The organism is Rhodococcus sp. NPDC019647, assembly GCF_044389235.1.
Lineage (GTDB): Bacteria > Actinomycetota > Actinomycetes > Mycobacteriales > Mycobacteriaceae > Rhodococcus_F > Rhodococcus_F oxybenzonivorans.
The window spans coordinates 184,162-198,633 of record NZ_JBIRXS010000010.1; the positions used below are offsets into that span (position 1 = coordinate 184,162).

The 14,472-nt window shown below is 64.9% G+C and carries 12 protein-coding genes; 7 read left to right on the top strand and 5 right to left on the bottom strand.

The genetic code is table 11. The features are described from left to right. Nucleotides 1–607: 607 nt before the first annotated feature. Nucleotides 608–1,720 (bottom strand): acyltransferase, encoded by a 1,113-nt coding sequence (locus ACH49N_RS19980; RefSeq protein WP_358273742.1) that lies wholly within the window; start codon nt 1,718–1,720, stop codon nt 608–610. A 122-nt stretch (nt 1,721–1,842) separates the two neighbouring features. Between ACH49N_RS19980 and ACH49N_RS19985 the strand changes: the two genes are divergently transcribed. Next, a complete protein-coding gene (locus ACH49N_RS19985) occupies nt 1,843–2,061 on the top strand; it encodes a hypothetical protein (protein WP_358273743.1) in 219 nt (72 codons plus the stop codon). A gap of 35 nt (nt 2,062–2,096) precedes the next feature. After that, nucleotides 2,097–3,416 carry an O-antigen ligase family protein gene (locus ACH49N_RS19990; RefSeq protein WP_358273745.1) on the top strand — a complete coding sequence of 440 codons (1,320 nt, stop codon included), beginning with the start codon at nt 2,097–2,099 and terminating at the stop codon, nt 3,414–3,416. A gap of 1,297 nt (nt 3,417–4,713) precedes the next feature. On the opposite strand, the gene ACH49N_RS19995 is transcribed toward ACH49N_RS19990, so the two are convergent. After that, on the bottom strand, nt 4,714–5,073 hold the full coding sequence (locus ACH49N_RS19995; RefSeq protein WP_358273746.1) for a hypothetical protein: 360 nt from the start codon (nt 5,071–5,073) through the stop codon (nt 4,714–4,716). A 377-nt stretch (nt 5,074–5,450) separates the two neighbouring features. Between ACH49N_RS19995 and ACH49N_RS20000 the strand changes: the two genes are divergently transcribed. Further along, nucleotides 5,451–6,638: a TerC family protein gene (locus ACH49N_RS20000; RefSeq protein WP_358273748.1), complete on the top strand. Its 1,188-nt coding sequence runs from the start codon at nt 5,451–5,453 to the stop codon at nt 6,636–6,638. Nucleotides 6,639–6,763: 125 nt separating this feature from the next. On the opposite strand, the gene ACH49N_RS20005 is transcribed toward ACH49N_RS20000, so the two are convergent. Then, complete coding sequence (locus ACH49N_RS20005; RefSeq protein WP_250776909.1) at nt 6,764–7,207, bottom strand: SPW repeat protein; 444 nt, start codon at nt 7,205–7,207, stop codon at nt 6,764–6,766. Nucleotides 7,208–7,303: 96 nt separating this feature from the next. After that, nucleotides 7,304–7,660: a hypothetical protein gene (locus ACH49N_RS20010; protein WP_358273750.1), complete on the bottom strand. Its 357-nt coding sequence runs from the start codon at nt 7,658–7,660 to the stop codon at nt 7,304–7,306. A gap of 402 nt (nt 7,661–8,062) precedes the next feature. Here ACH49N_RS20010 and ACH49N_RS20015 point away from each other — a divergent pair, with 402 nt between their 5' ends. After that, a complete protein-coding gene (locus ACH49N_RS20015; RefSeq protein ID WP_358273752.1) occupies nt 8,063–8,425 on the top strand; it encodes a type II toxin-antitoxin system HicB family antitoxin in 363 nt (120 codons plus the stop codon). 146 nt (nt 8,426–8,571) lie between these two features. On the opposite strand, the gene ACH49N_RS20020 is transcribed toward ACH49N_RS20015, so the two are convergent. Next, nucleotides 8,572–9,072 carry a chromosome condensation regulator RCC1 gene (locus tag ACH49N_RS20020; RefSeq protein WP_358273754.1) on the bottom strand — a complete coding sequence of 167 codons (501 nt, stop codon included), beginning with the start codon at nt 9,070–9,072 and terminating at the stop codon, nt 8,572–8,574. Between the two features lie 171 nt (nt 9,073–9,243). Here ACH49N_RS20020 and ACH49N_RS20025 point away from each other — a divergent pair, with 171 nt between their 5' ends. From ACH49N_RS20025 to ACH49N_RS20035, 3 genes are all read left to right on the top strand, one after another. Further along, on the top strand, nt 9,244–9,969 hold the full coding sequence (locus ACH49N_RS20025; RefSeq protein ID WP_159927452.1) for an HAD family phosphatase: 726 nt from the start codon (nt 9,244–9,246) through the stop codon (nt 9,967–9,969). Between the two features lie 2 nt (nt 9,970–9,971). Further along, a complete protein-coding gene (locus ACH49N_RS20030; protein ID WP_358273756.1) occupies nt 9,972–12,314 on the top strand; it encodes a glycosyl hydrolase family 65 protein in 2,343 nt (780 codons plus the stop codon). A gap of 167 nt (nt 12,315–12,481) precedes the next feature. Further along, entirely contained in the window at nt 12,482–14,464 is a 1,983-nt protein-coding gene (locus ACH49N_RS20035) for a hypothetical protein (RefSeq protein ID WP_358273758.1), read from the top strand. Nucleotides 14,465–14,472 lie beyond the last annotated feature (8 nt).

Genomic DNA, 14,472 nt, shown 5'->3' on the forward strand with positions numbered 1-14,472 from the left:
AGCTACGGGAACTACCTGCCGGAAGGCCGCGGTCGACCTGGCAGTAATCACACATGTGGCAGATCGGACGTTTCACTACATGAGCAACTCGGTGACGGGTAGGTGTCGATCGCGAACACTTGATCGATATCGGAGTCTTTAGATGTCAACGAGCCTCTCGATCCCGTTCCCGGAGCGTCAATCCGATGTCTGAACTTCCGTGTAGCATTCGCCGCGCACTTTGAACGATTCTATGCACGGCGAGCATTGGCCCGTAACCTGTCACCGAGCCAGCGTCACCCTGTGGTCAAATTGGTGACGCCCGTCGACCGGTCCGGTGCAGGTGCCATCCGCAAGACGCAACGACTACAGCGGCAAGCCAGAGGCTGGCCGTGACACCACGATTGCGGACCGTCTTCCCGGAGAGCAAACGGCGCGACGATGTCCAACTCATTCAGGCGTGAAGGGTGCGGTCGCTTTCGATATGACCGGGGCTCCGATCCGGTCTATCCGATACGCGGATCCGCTCGGTGACAACCTCGACTCCAGATTGTTCCGTGGTCCATACAGGACGAAAGCCCCTACTCTGCGAAGCTCGGACTTCCGTCGTGCGGGGCACTGTGTGGGTTTATGGGCGGGTGAATACCTCACCTGCCCCAACCGGAGTCTCCCCAGGCTGCGGGTTCCGCGGACGGCGTGTCGGTGTCCATGATTTCAACCGGAGCGCGGGTTGCTCGATTAACTTGCAGCTCGCGTACGCAACGACAACAGAGGACAGCGCGGCTATGAACGCGAAGAACCACGGTCCGCCATATCGCAGCCCAGCGAAGACCAAGAGCTGTTGGATGGGAAATGCGTAGAGGTAGACGCCGTAAGAAATATCGTTGACCGATCCGACCGAGTCGAGCGGCAGCACGTCGCCGAGCCAGATGCAGAGGTAAGCGAGCGGGAGCGCCGAGAGAATCTCAGTCACTCCCAACCAGGCAAACACAACCATCGCGACCGCAGAGGCTGCCGCGAGAATCCACGTCAGTGGCAGCCGGTCCGACAAAGCCCACAGCACGGCACCGCCGAAGAAGAACAATCCGAACGTCAGGAAGCGCGAGATGTAGTAGCTGTCGATCTCCAGAGGCCCGTACTGGTAGATGATGTTCAGGATCAGTAGTGCCACCGCGGTGACATACAGGGGCACCTTCGTCTTCCGTAGCCCTGCTGTGACACCCAGCACCGCGACGATGACGTAGCAGGCGAACTCGAAGGGCAGCGACCACAACGACCCGTTCCACTCGCCAGCATGCGGGAACCCGTCGATGGTTGTTCCCGCAACGTCCGCCTGCCCCCGGAAGAGCGTGGCGTTCTTAACGATGTACGCCAACCCACCGTCCGTGCGGGTGTAGACGCCGAGCCCCCCGTGGCCACTCACGTACCAAACCGCTGGTGCGGCGACCAAGCCCACGAGGGCAATGCAAACCCAATACGCCGGGTAGATCCGAAGCACTCTTCGCCATAGGTATCGCAGCGTGGAATCGTCATTCATGCGACTGGCCGTGATGAGGTATCCAGAGATCGCGAAGAACCCTGCGACAGAACAATGGCCAAGTGTCATGTCGCCGAGCATCGGCTCAGGTCCGGCGCCAGTCAGCGGCCAGGTGTGCGAGACGATCACGGCAAGCGCGAACACCAGTCGAATGAAGTTCAAGCTGTTTTTTCGTCGATTGAACGACGTGCTGATCGATCCCATGCGATTCCCCTCCGGTCCCGAGGGAGAATACAGGCCGCTTCACCACTTGCGACTCGGACGAAACGATGCGTCATTCGGGCGACCGATTTGCGCAGACCGGGCGGTACGGGATGATGCTTCACATGCCCGGAATTCTCAAAAAGTTTCTTGCTGCGCTGACCACCCCCGACGATCAGTACGAGCGGGTCACCGAAGATGTGCAACACCAGTGCCAATACGCCGACCTCGACGGGGAGCAATGCCCGATCGTCGTGCCCGCGCACCAGGGCTATCGGCCACCCGGGGCGGTGTTCTGCAGCAACGAGCACGCCCGGCTGGCTCAAGAAGACGCTCCTATGTGAGTGAGTGTTAATCCCCTTCGGCAGGAAGATCTCGCATGGGCAGCCAAACTCTGGCGTTGCTGAACTCGACTACCGGCGCATTCGTCATCCTCGGTGCGCTCGCGATCCTGGTGTGGTTCGTTGCGCCGTGGCCGGCTACGGCGTTACCGCGTCCGCTGATTCTGTTCTTGACCGTGTTCACCTTCAGCTCGATCGTCCCGGGCAGCATCGGCCTGTATCTTCAGATCGTCGGGCTGGTAATCGGCTACATCATGTGGCTGCTGACACCGAAGGATGAACGCCGGGCCGGGATCGTGGTGCTCGCGTGCGGACTGGTCACCGCCTACTGGGCTCTGCTCATCTTCCATCCGAACATTCCGAGCTTTGATGTCGGCATGCTGGGCTTCCGGAAAACGGTGCTCGCGCTGGGCGGGATCGTCCTGGGCTGCGCTATCAAGCCCGCGCTGGTGCCAAAGGTGGAAGTCCTCGTCGTGAGGCTCGTGGCATTGGCTGCTGCAATCTCTCTCGTCGGGTACTTCTTCATCCCGGAGATCGCCGAGCTGGTGCCGAGGGCGGCGGACAAGTACACCGCTCTGTACCGCGGTGAGGAACGGCTACAGGGATTATTCTCCGGGCCGTTCCACGTGGCCGCCGCTGGCATCCTGCTGATCGGGTGGGCGCTGATCCGCCGCAAGCAGCATCCAAGGACAGCGCTCCTGGCCCTGGCCATCGGCGTCCTCGCAACGTATTTCACCTATGTGCGCAGCGCGTACGTGGCGATCGCGCTGGTACTCGCTGTTGCGGTCTTCGCATCAGCGTCGGGCGCAGTGCGAACCAAGCGGCTGTATCTCCTGGCGGTGGGTTGTGTCTCGGCGTTCGCGGTGATGACCTACAGCAGCGGGAATTTGACCACGACCGTCGACTCCATCTCGGGATACTCCACCGACGGTCGGTTCCAGAACCGCATCCCGGAATGGCTGGAGGGTCGAGATCTGGTGTTGTCGTCGCCGTTCTACGGCTGGGGATCCGGGTCAGCGGGTGACACCCTGGGCAGCTTTTTCGGGATCTCCGCACAGCACGTCACCCCGCACAACCTGCTGTTGAAGTTCGCTGTCGAGGGAGGTCTGATCGGTCTCGGTCTGGTCCTATTCCTGGCAGTCGCAGTGCTGCGGCGGCTCACGTTGAAGGACGCGCAGGGGCAGGTCGCCGTCGTTTCCGCGGTGGGCCTGCTGGCGATGGGGATTACCGGGTCGGTCATAGATACCCTGCCGATCTCCTACCTGGCATTGCTCCTGGTCGGGCTGGGGGTGGCAACCCGTGCCACCGAGAAGGCGAGGGCACCCGAACAAATCCGAGTGCCCTCGCAGGTGAGCTAAGCGGCCCGAGCGAAGTCGTCCCACCGGGACGCCAGTCCCCTGTTGCGCCTAGGATTTCGGCCAGCGTTGCCGTCTCGTTGAACGTGGCATCGGTGACCCCAACGACCTCGACACCATCGGCGTAGCCGATCAGCAGCGGCCCGTCCGCGACGATCTTGAGGCGGGCACCTGCCACCGGGGTGGTAGCTGTCTGCGTGCCCACGGCGGTGGCCGTGCCAGCCTGGAGGCGGTAGAAGCGGTAACCGGCGGTCGAACCGCTCACCCGGGTGGTCAACCAGAAGTAGCTACTCGCATCCGAACCACGGACGATTAGCCCACCTTGCGCTGTCGCCGCCGTGGAACCAACCGCGGCGAGGGTCGCCCCGATCGTCTCGTCGGATGCGCTGGTCTCCACGAGCAACGGTGACGTTCCGGTGAGGGCGGATGCCGGCAGCTGGTTAGAGGCGATGGCCCAGTTCCCGGAGATGTCCGCCCACGCCCGGTTGCCGACACTGGTGAAGCCGGGTGCCCCGTTGGCGCGGTTAAAGTCGTCGGCCACCAGCTCGACGGACTGCGGCGGGAACCACGCCAGCTCATCGAGCTTGGACTTGATCAGCGTGCGGACCACATCGTTGCCGGCACCGTTCAGGTGCAGGTCGTCGGATGAGAGGTTGGGCGGCTTGTTGCCGATCGCCTGCTGAGCAAGGTCCGTCGACGTTGGTGTGATTCCGGAATTGACCCACACCTGCGCCGAGGTGAGGTATGCCCCGACGTCGAGGAACCGGCCGCCGTACCGGTGCGAGAAGTGGTCGTTGAGGAGCCGCACGTTGTCGCGGACCGCCGACACCACGGGGGTGTTCGTATCCACGAAGTGACCCAGCACGAGGATTGGGCGGGACAACGGGCCGAGGTAGTCGTGCGCGGCGTCCGCGATCTCGATGACCTCATCCATGCTCAGCGCGCCAGTCTGTCCGGTGGCGTCGTTCTTGCCGAGGTTGATGACGCAGACACCCTGGCGGTAGTCGCGGTCGAACACGGGCAGCGCGGGTGTGAGCGCGGGGACTGCGGTGGCGGAACCGGCAACGGTGCGCGTGAACGTCACCGGAGCGGACCCACCGCTCGCCTTCGCGAGTGTGCCCTCGATTCCGTTGACCGTGCAGAGGAACGAGAATGCACCGTTCGCTGCGGCCGGGAGATTCGGGCAGGTGACGGTGACCGGCGTGGTGCCGGCGGCGATGGTGAAGGCGTTGAGTTGTGCGGGCCGCGATCCGATGCGGGCGGCGATGTGCTGGATCAGCTGGCCGGACCCGCCGCCCTGTCAGAAGAATGCGCCGTATGCCGACGCCACTGCGCCCAGTCGGGAGTGCAGGCCGTTCATGGTGGATGAGCCGAACCCTGCCATCGCTGTGTAGTCCGCTGCGGCGTCACGGGCGTCGCCACCGGAAATGTGAACCCACTGGGGCCCGTCTTCGGTCGAGGTGAAAACGATTCCCTCACCGGCGACCGTGGGTCCAGCGGTGATCGTCAGCCCGTCAGTGATCTGATTGCGTCGGCCGCTGCGCGCATCGGTGGCCCACACGTTCCCGTCGACCAGCTCGGCCACGATCGAGCGGACCAGCGGGATCTCACGGATCACCGAGACGGGTGCGTACTTCCGCTTGGCGTCGGCCTTGGCCATGCCGAGGGTTACGGGATCTATCAGACGGCCTCGATTCCGGTCAGGTTTCCATCGGTCTACGTGTACGTACGGGTCACGCCAGCTCGGGTGTCCGTGGCCACGGTGCCGTGCGGGTTGTACGTGTACGACGTGGTGACCCCGTTCTCCGTCACCGTTGCGACCGAATCATCAGGGTTGTACGTGATCCCGGTGTCCGCGAAAGCCGGGGCATAATTTGGATTAGGTGCCGTTCCGGTCTGCGAGGAGCCGACGTCCGGTGACGGCCTCGAGACCGAACCACCCGACGGCAAGGTCGCCTGACGAACGTCCCTGCCGACCGGGTAGTCCGCGGTTAGGCTGACGACAGCAACCGCGTTCCCGGCTGGAAGGCAGAGACGATGCATGTAACTCCGCTTGCCTGGGGCCTGACGATCGTCGTGATCGTCGCTCTGCTCGCGTTCGACTACTTCTTCCACGTCCGCCATGCCCACGTTCCGACCCTCCGGGAAGCGGCGATCTGGTCGTCGATCTACGTGGGCCTCGCGCTCCTGTTCGGCGTGGTTGTCCTGATCTTCGGTGGCGCCACCATGGGGTCGGAGTACTTCGCCGGTTACGTGACGGAGAAGGCGCTTTCCGTCGACAACCTGTTCGTCTTCCTCATCATCATGTCCAGCTTCCGGGTGCCACGAGAAGACCAGCAGAAGGTGCTGCTGTTCGGCATCGTGTTCTCGATCTTCGCTCGCACCGCGTTCATATTCCTCGGTGCCGCGCTGATCAACTCATTCGCCTGGGTGTTCTACTTCTTCGGCCTCATCCTGCTCATCACCGCCGGCAACATGCTTCGCCCCGAGTCCGAAGAGTCCCACTCGGCCGACAACTTCATCATCCGGATCGCGAAGAAGTTCATGCACACCACCGAGCACTACGACGGCGACAAGCTGTTCACCATCGAGAACGGCAAGCGGGCCATGACGCCGATGCTGTTGGTGATGGTCGCCATCGGTGGCACCGATATCTTGTTCGCCCTCGACTCCATCCCAGCGATCTTCGGCCTCACCCAGAACGTCTATATCGTCTTCACGGCCACCGTGTTCTCCCTGATGGGTCTTCGGCAGCTGTACTTCCTGCTCGACGGGCTGCTGGACCGTCTCATCTACCTCTCGTTCGGGCTTGCGGCAATCCTGGGCTTCATCGGCGTCAAGCTGATCCTGCACGCGCTGCACGAGAACAACCTGCCGTTCGTCAACGACGGCGAGCCCGTCGACGTGGTGGAAGTGAGCACCACGGTGTCCCTCGGTGTGATCATCGGGGTCCTGGTCATTACCGTCATCGCCTCCCTGTCGAGTCAAAAGGGCAGGGCCCAGTCGGCGATCGCGGGCGCCCGCCGCCATGCGACGAACTACGTCGATCTCGACTACACGGCAGATGCCGACGAGCGCGAACGGATCTACAGCAAGCTGGTCAAGGAGGAGCAGCAGCTCAAGAGCCTCGACCCCAAGTTCAAGAAGATGGTGCGCGAGGAGACCGCGCTGATGGAGCTCATCAAACGCGCCCACGCGGACCACGACGCGTTCCTCAACCGCTGAGAATCCCCCACTGCCGCGAAGCCTCCTCCGCCGGCGGCTCTGAGAAAGCCCGCACACAGGCGGCAGCGCCCGCCGTTAGTGGGCGGGCGCTGTCTCCGGATTTCCTTTCGTACGTAGTCGACCAGTTACTTCATGCGGTCTCCGCGGTCTTCGCGCATCCCCATCGCTGTGACACCGAGACCGAGCAGGCACACGATGGCGCCACCGATCACGTTCGACCAGATCATGCCTGTGGTCGTGCTGACGTCGGCCACCAGCCACGGGCTGACGATCATCCACAGACCCAGCAACGGCGCGACGAAGGTCATCCCGTGGGTGCGGCCGTAAGCCGATGTGAATCCCACCGCGAGCAGGGCAACAGCGATGCCCGCGATCAGGTTGCACATCGCCAGCCCCATTTGATCGCCGAAGCCCACGATCCACGGCGACGCCGCCACATACAGCGCCGCAATGAACATCAGACCCTCGGCCACCTGCGTGACGGGCCTCTCCGCGACTCTGTCGTAGCGATCGCGCAATGCAGCAATGTCGGGGTGTCTCTCGATCGACATTCCGGATGTCGTCGACATGACTCATTCACCTCCAAGAACGAAACGGTTCCCCACCGTGGGAGTGCCCGCGCCGAAACCTTCCAAAACCGCCGTGAACAGGAAATACACCCGGTTTCACGCACCTTCCCGCGGCATCCCGTTCGAGAGTGACATACGGGCTCGCACCCGGGCCGTCGTATGCCAGATCGTGGTGGTGTCGTGGACGCTGATGCAGGGCACAGCGTTGTCCCGGGCCTGCCGCACGACGAGCGACTCCGCCGACGAGCACCGGCCGTCGAGCACGTCCTCGGTCACGATTACGCAGAGCACGTCGTCGCCGAAAGACCGGATCGGTTCGAGTCCCTGAAGAACGACCCACTGCCGGACCATCGCCCACTGCGACACGTCCGAATGTCGAGTGGGATTGCCGACGAACAGCACGCGCCGCGATCGACGGCACCGCGCCGCCCGGATGTCGGAAATGGGTGCCATGACGGGTGTTCCTGTCCACGAGGATGAGTGATCCGATGCGCGCTAGCGCATGGCACAACTCTCCCGCCGTTGCCGGTCGGAGTCTGTCCACCGATCGGGCGCCATTCGGGTGGAACTTTCTGTCCCCCGATCGGCCGACCCGAGGTGGGCGCGAAGGTACGTTCGAGCGCACATCGGCGCGTCGCATGATCACGGTTCCGCCACGAGCAATGAGCAGTACGCGCACCTACCTGAGTGGTATCGCTGGCGATACTATCGGGGTCGAAACAAGCGAAGTTGATCGCGAGGATGAGGTCCGCAGAGCGTGACGTATACCGAGCTGTTCAACTTCTGCTGCGACACCGGCTTATCAGGTCGGCCAGGTCGTCACCGCATACGACAAGCTCACGAAGGAGGCCGAGAATGCCTGACGCATCGCACTACACCTATCGGGTGACCTGGTCGGAGGACGACGGCGAATTCGTCGGGGCCGTCGTCGAATTCCCGTCGTTGTCCTGGCTGGCGGAAACACAGGCCGAAGCACTCGACGGTGTCATCGGCGTCGTCCGTGAAGTGCTCGAGGACATGACGCTGACCGGCGAGCAACCACCAGTCCCGATTGCGGATCGGCCCTACAGCGGCAAGTTCATGGTCCGCACGTCCCCGCAGGTGCACCGGACCCTGGCGATCGAAGCCGAGGAGCAGGGTGTCTCACTCAACATGCTGGTCAATCAGAAGATCACGACTCCGGCTGCGCCTCGGCCAGCAGCTGCCGGTGCCGCTTAGGGAAGACCTGGAGGCAAAGTAGGGCTGCCAGGGCTCTCTGGTGCGGAAGACGACGTCAACGGTTCGTAAAGACTCTGACGCACCCTTCCCAGACACGGCATGATTCATGCGTATCCGTGGGAAGGGTGCGTCGTCGAAGAGGCGCCTCAGTTACCGCCCTCGGCAGGCGGGTCTTCACCCTCGACCGGAGGATCCTCGCCCTCCACCGGCGGGTCCTCACCCTCGACCGGAGGATCTTCACCCTCCACCGGCGGGTCCTCACCCTCGACCGGCGGCGGATCCTCGCCCTCCGCGGGCGGCGGCACCACCGGCGGCGGCACGACGGGCGGTGGCGGGATCACCGGCGCCGGCGGCGGCGCGACGACTGCGGGCGGTGGATTCACGGGCGCCGGCTGACCGGCGGCGGGGGCTTGCCCGCCACCGCCGCCCGACCCTGCGCCAGGCGCACCGCCGCCACCGTCGTTCGACCCGGGCGGCACGGCGGGCGGGACCGACTCCGAGGTCTTCGTCGTCGAGGTGGCCGAGGTCGTCGTGGCCTTGGTGGTGGAACTGGAGGTTTCGGAGGTCGGTGTCGGTTCGGTGTCGGATCCGCACGCCGACAAGGTGAGGAGTGCGCAACTTGCCGCGGTTACCACCAAGCGTTTCAAGGACAACTCCTTCGTTTGCACATCTATTTACCGGTCACGGCGGAACCTACAGTCCGAACGGTATGGTTTGTCCGGTTTCGGCCGAAATCGAGACCGACCCGATTCCGATCCGCCGACACCCGCGCGCGCCTCGGCGAAACCACCGACGACGGCGGTACCGTCGAGAAGGTGATGGGACTGCCTGATGCGATCTCGGCCTGCTTGTTCGATCTCGACGGCGTGCTGACCGGCACGGCGGTGCTGCACCGCAAAGCCTGGAAACGCACGTTCGACGAGTTTCTGAAGCATCGCGAGGGCCCGAATTTCCGGCCGTTCACCGACCAGGACTACTACGACTATGTCGACGGCCGGCCCCGCGCCGACGGGGTGCGCACCTTCCTCGCCTCCCGCGCGATCACGCTGCCGGAGGGACTCCCCGACGATCCGGCGGGCGCCGAGACGGTGAACGGTGTCGGCAACACCAAGAACGTCCGCCTTCTGCGGGTGATCGACGAGGAGGGGGTCAGCCCCTACCCCGGTTCGGTGCGATACATCAAGTCCGCGTACGACGCCGGCTTGAAGATCGCGGTGGTCACGTCGTCGGCGAACGGAAAGCAAGTCCTCGACGCCGCCGATCTCAGCCGATATGTGCACGTGCGCATCGACGGCGTGGTGATCCGCGATCAGGAACTCCGCGGCAAGCCTGCACCGGATTCCTTCCTCGCCGCAGCGCGCGCCCTCAACGTGCATCCCGATCAGGCGGCCGTGTTCGAGGACGCCCTGTCCGGGGTGGAAGCGGGACGCGCCGGTGAGTTCGGATTCGTTGTCGGCGTGAACCGCAACGATCAAGCCGAAGCCCTCCGCGAGCACGGCGCCGACGTAGTGGTCAACGACCTGGCCGAACTGCTGGAAAGGTGAGCATGGCAGACGACAAGGGCTACGAGATCTCGCCGTGGCAGCTGCGCTGGCGCGGACTGGACCTGCAGGCACTCCACGCCACCGAGTCGACCTTCGCTCTCTCCAACGGACACATCGGTATTCGGGGCACCTTCGAGGAGGGTGAACCACGAGGCCTGCCCGGCACCTACCTGAACGGTTTCTACGAGCAACGCCCGCTGCCCTACGCCGAGGCCGGTTACGGCTATCCCGAAGACGGCCAGACGGTAGTCAACGTCACCGACGGCAGCATCATCCGGTTGCTGGTACAGGACGAACCACTGGACATGCGGTACGGCCGTGCCACACACCACGAGCGGGTGCTCGACTTCCGGTCCGGCACACTGCGCCGCACCACCGAATGGACCTCCCCGACCGGCCGACGAGTGCGTATCCATTCGGAGCGGCTGGTGTCGTTCACCTCCCGTGCGATCGCCGCCATCCACTACGAGGTGGAACCACTCGACGGGGACATCGAACTCGTCATGCAATCGGACCTCCTGGCGAACGAGCCGATCCCGGCCCGGACGGACGACCCGAGAGTCGCCGCAGCCCTGGACAACCCGCTGATCTCCGATTTCGCCGCCGCCCACGACTTCCGAGCCGTACTCGCCCACCACACCCGAAGTTCGGGACTGCGCATGGCCGCAGGCATGGACCACGAGATCGACCTCCCGGCAGGTGCCCGCTGCGGCATCGAGACCGAGAAAGACCTCGCCCGCCTCACCGTCGCCGCCGATGTGCCGAGCGGACAACGACTACGGGTCACCAAGTATCTGGCCTACGGCTGGTCAGCCCGGCGGTCCACACCCGCATTGCGCGGGCAGGTCGAGGGTGCCCTCGCCGGCGCCCTCGAAACCGGGTGGGACGAGCTGCTGCGCCGCCAACGCGAATACCTCGACGACTTCTGGGAAACCGCGGATGTGGAGATCGACGGTGACGCGGAACTCCAGCAGGCGGTGCGCTTCGCCCTCTTCCACGTGCTCCAGGCCGGCGCACGCGGTGAGTCGCGCGCCATTCCGGCGAAGGGCCTGACCGGTCCCGGCTATGACGGGCACGCGTTCTGGGACACCGAGACGTTCGTGCTGCCGCTGCTCACCTACACCGTGCCCGACTCGGCCCGCGACGCCCTGCGCTGGCGCCATTCCACCCTGGACAAGGCGAAGCGGCGGGCCCTGCAACTCGGCCAGGGCGGTGCCGTCTTCCCGTGGCGGTCGATCACCGGCGACGAGTGTTCCGGCTACTGGCCCGCCGGAACCGCAGCGTTCCATGTGGGCGCCGATGTGGCGGTGGCGACGTCGCGGTATCTGGCCGCCACCCACGACGCCGAGTTCGAGGACGAATGCGGGCTCGAACTGCTGGTCGAGACGGCACGGTTGTGGGCCACCCTGGGCCACCACAATTCACGCGGCGAATTCCGCATCGACGGTGTCACCGGGCCCGACGAATACACGGCCATCGCCGACAACAACGTGTTCACCAATCTCATGGCGCAGAAGAACCTGCGCGACGCGGCCACCGCGTGTGAGCGACGACCTGCAAAGGCGCGCGAGCTCGGCGTCGACGACGAGGAAGCGGCACGGTGGCGGGACTCGGCCGAGCACATGCGCATTCCGTACGACGCCGCACTGGGCGTGCATCAGCAGTCCGAGGGCTTCACCCATCACGACGAGTGGGATTTCGAGGGCACTCCGCCCGAGCACTATCCCCTGCTCCTGAACTACCCGTACTTCGACCTGTACCGCAAACAGGTGGTCAAACAGGCAGACCTGGTCCTGGCGATGTATTTGCGGGGTGATGCCTTCACCACCGAGCAGAAGATCGCCAATTTCGCCTACTACGAGGCGCTCACCGTCCGCGACTCGTCCCTGTCGGCGTGCGTCCAGGCGGTGATGGCCGCGGAGGTCGGGCACCTGCAACTCGCCTACGACTACCTGGCCGAGGCCGCACTCACCGATCTCCACGACCTCCACGCCAACGTGGAGAACGGACTCCACATCGCCTCGTTGGCCGGCACCTGGACGGCCTGTGTCGCCGGATTCGGCGGCATGCGGGACCACGACGGTGACGTGACATTCGCACCCCGGCTCCCGCCGCAGTTGACGCGACTATCGTTCCGCATGACCGTGCGCGGCAGCAAAATTCACGTCGACGTCCATCAGCTGGTGGCGACGTACCGGCTGATCTCCGGCGAGCCGCTCGAGTTGGCGCACTACGGAAGCACATTCACGTTGGACGCCTCCCCGGTCACCAAACCGATCCCCGCCGCACCGAGCAGCCCCGCCGTTCGGCAACCGTACGGTCGTGCGCCCGTTCATCGCGGGTAACGGCCCTCGGAGGCTCACACTCCGCCCCGGTGGAACAACGTTCGGCGAGGTGGTGGTTCAGGTTCGGTAGGTCAGGGTATGAGGTCACAGGGTAGCGTCCTGCACGGACGTCCCATTTGTACCGTATGCCCTACCTACTGATTCGTCCTGCACCGAAAGAGTCGCCGATGCCCGTCGCAGTGCCCGCACGACCGCGTGTTGCCCGACTCGTTGCCGTACTGGCCGCGTGCGGACTCGTCCTCCTGCCGATGCCGGTTGCATACGCGCAGGACCCGGTGAACCAGCCGGCACCCGCCGATTCGGTGACCCTCGGTTCCCGCGCACTCGGTTTCGGTGATGTCGTTCCGTTCCAGGGCAATCAGGACGAGGTCACCGTCACGGTGCCCGTCCCACAGGGTCTCACCCCCACGTCACTCGAGGCGGTGGCCGATCTTCCGGGCAACGTGGGACGTGCCTGGATCGACGTCGAATCGGCGGACCGTTCGCTGGCCCGGGTGGATCTTCCCGGTGCTCCCGCTGCCACCGCGCCTATATCGATTCCGCTCACCGGCGCCGAGATCACGGATCAGGCGGTGGCGGTCACCGTGCGCAGCACGCTCATCCCGATCGACAACTTCTGCCCCGAGGCGTGGGCGAGCCGCGGCCTCACCCTGCGGGACGTCACGGTCCGCTACAGCGGCGCACCCGCAGATCCGGCTGTGGTGGCCGACTTCCTGCCGCCGGTTCTGCAGCAGCTCGTCCTCTACATTCCTGGCGACCCCACCGAAACCGAGAGCGCCGCCGCCCTCGACCTCGCCGGGGCGGTGGTCGCGTACTACGGCGCCCAGCCCGTGCGCGTCGACGTCCGAAAACTACCGGAGGGCCTGCCATTGCTGCCTGCCTCCGGCGGCCCGTTCGAGCGGTCGGTGATCATCCGGGAGAGCGGCGAGCCCGCAACAGAATTGGTTCCCCTGCCCGGAGGCGGTTCGGCCTTACGCCTCAACGGAGACAACGCCACCCTGCAGGATCAGGTTCGACTGGTCACCAGCAAGGTCGCTGCGGTGGCCGTCGACGCCCGCGCCATCGCCGGGTCGATGGATCGTCCGCCGATACTTGCTCCCACCTCCACCACCTTGCGGAATCTCGGCCAAACGAACCTCGTCGCCACCTCCAGCGGGCGGGCAGAGGTGGCCGTGGGCGTGGATCAGAGCCGACTCGGCCGGGCGTCGGGATCGTTGCGGGTCAACCTGCAAGGCTCGTACACCCCACTGCCCGAGGACCGAAGCGGGCTCCTCTCGGTGACCGCAGGCGAGTACACGCTCGACAGCTGGGCGGCCGAACCCAGTGGAGTCATCGACCGCTGGATCGACGTCCCCGACGACGCCCTGCGCCGGGTCACCACCCTCACCGTCGTCTTGAACACCACCGGTGCCACCAACCACTGCGGCACAGAGCAACCCGTCACTCTCACCATCGACCCCGACAGCGAGGTCACCAGCGAACCGTCGAAAACGCCGAACCCGACAGGCTTCCAGTCCCTGCCGCAGTCGTTGCTGCCGGGCGTCGACGTCGCAGGCACGGTCGGTGGGTTCGACGACACTGCCCGCGCGGTAGCCGTCGTCACAGGACTGCAGTCGCTGACCACCATCCAACTCGACCCCCACTGGGTGTCCCTGGACGAGGCAATCGAGTCCGGTAAGCCCGCCATACTCATCGCGGCCGACGGCGCTCTGCCCGACAGTGTGCCGCTGCCACTCGAACGCACCGACGACACCACGCTCGAGCTCACGGACCCGTCGACCGACGAATCCGCGGCGGTCACCCTGGGGGCACCGATCGACTTCGCTTCGCTGCAAACATCGTTCGACGGGAAACGGCAACTGGTCGTCGCCGGCTCCACGGGTGTGCCGGGGGAACTCGACCGCACGCTCGAGTGGCTGCGTAGCTCACCTGACCGGTGGGCCGGCCTCGACGGCGACGTCCTGTTCACCGCCGCCGACCGGGAACCCGTCGAACTGGCCGTGCCAGACAGCAGCAGTTCCACCTCTTCGGGGATATCCGCGGCGCTGGTGTGGGTACTTGCGGTAGGCGGCGTGCTGTTTCTGGTAGGCGTCGTGGTCGCCGTGGTGGCGCTCCTGCGGTCACGTCGCTCGCGCACCGCTCCGCGGTGACGACTGCA